Below are 1853 nucleotides of genomic sequence, written 5' to 3' on the forward strand. Positions count from 1 at the left end.
CTCTCAAAACTAAACAAAGTTTTAACTAATTGTGTAATTCCGATTCGCACTCTCGTGCTTTTCCTTAGAAAGGAGGTGATCCAGCCGCAGGTTCTCCTACGGCTACCTTGTTACGACTTCACCCTAATCATCTGTCCCACCTTAGACGGCTAGCTCCTAAAAGGTTACCCCACCGGCTTTGGGTGTTACAAACTCTCATGGTGTGACGGGCGGTGTGTACAAGGCCCGGGAACGTATTCACCGCGGCATGCTGATCCGCGATTACTAGCGATTCCAGCTTCATGTAGGCGAGTTGCAGCCTACAATCCGAACTGAGATCAGTTTTAAGTGATTTGCTTACCCTCGCGAGTTCGCAGCACGTTGTACTGACCATTGTAGCACGTGTGTAGCCCAGGTCATAAGGGGCATGATGATTTGACGTCGTCCCCACCTTCCTCCGGTTTGTCACCGGCAGTCTCGCTAGAGTGCCCAACTTAATGATGGCAACTAACAATAAGGGTTGCGCTCGTTGCGGGACTTAACCCAACATCTCACGACACGAGCTGACGACAACCATGCACCACCTGTATCCATGTCCCCGAAGGGAACCTCTAATCTCTTAGACTTTCATGGTATGTCAAGACCTGGTAAGGTTCTTCGCGTTGCTTCGAATTAAACCACATGCTCCACCGCTTGTGCGGGCCCCCGTCAATTCCTTTGAGTTTCAACCTTGCGGTCGTACTCCCCAGGCGGAGTGCTTAATGCGTTAGCTGCAGCACTGAAGGGCGGAAACCCTCCAACACTTAGCACTCATCGTTTACGGTGTGGACTACCAGGGTATCTAATCCTGTTTGCTACCCACACTTTCGAGCCTCAGCGTCAGTTACAGACCAGAGAGCCGCCTTCGCCACTGGTGTTCTTCCATATATCTACGCATTCCACCGCTACACATGGAGTTCCACTCTCCTCTTCTGCACTCAAGTTTACCAGTTTCCGATGCAATTCCTCGGTTGAGCCGAGGGCTTTCACATCAGACTTAATAAACCGCCTGCACTCGCTTTACGCCCAATAAATCCGGACAACGCTTGCCACCTACGTATTACCGCGGCTGCTGGCACGTAGTTAGCCGTGGCTTTCTGGTTGAATACCGTCAATACATGAACAGTTACTCTCATGCATGTTCTTCTTCAACAACAGAGTTTTACGATCCGAAAACCTTCTTCACTCACGCGGCGTTGCTCCATCAGACTTTCGTCCATTGTGGAAGATTCCCTACTGCTGCCTCCCGTAGGAGTTTGGGCCGTGTCTCAGTCCCAATGTGGCCGATTACCCTCTCAGGTCGGCTACGTATCATCGCCTTGGTGAGCCGTTACCTCACCAACTAGCTAATACGCCGCGGGTCCATCCTAAAGTGATAGCAAAACCATCTTTTAAATTTCAACCATGCGGAAGAAATTGTTATGCGGTATTAGCACCTGTTTCCAGATGTTATCCCCCTCTTTAGGGTAGGTTACCCACGTGTTACTCACCCGTCCGCCGCTCACTCAAATGTGAAATCTCTCTGGTGCAAGCACCATTGATCATTCACGAGAGTTCGCTCGACTTGCATGTATTAGGCACGCCGCCAGCGTTCGTCCTGAGCCAGGATCAAACTCTCATATTAGAATTTGTGACTCATAAATTAATTACTAGCAAATTGACAATTGCATTGTATTTTTGTTTACCTTTTGTTTGACAAAAGGCCTACACAATTAAAGCGTTAAAACTTTGTTCAGTTTTCAAAGGTCTACTTCTTGTTAATCGCTTTCGCTTCTTAACAAGCGACTAGAATATCTTATCAACTTAGCTAACTCATGTCAACTAGTTTTTTAAAA

1 rRNA gene is annotated in these 1853 nt (G+C 48.1%); it reads right to left on the bottom strand.

Features of this window, described 5'->3' with window-relative positions:
- Positions 1-68 precede the first annotated feature (68 nt).
- Positions 69-1642, bottom strand: a 16S ribosomal RNA gene (locus EKN01_RS07780).
- Positions 1643-1853: the final 211 nt, after the last annotated feature.

The organism is Companilactobacillus metriopterae (assembly GCF_004117915.1).
Classification (GTDB): domain Bacteria; phylum Bacillota; class Bacilli; order Lactobacillales; family Lactobacillaceae; genus Companilactobacillus; species Companilactobacillus metriopterae.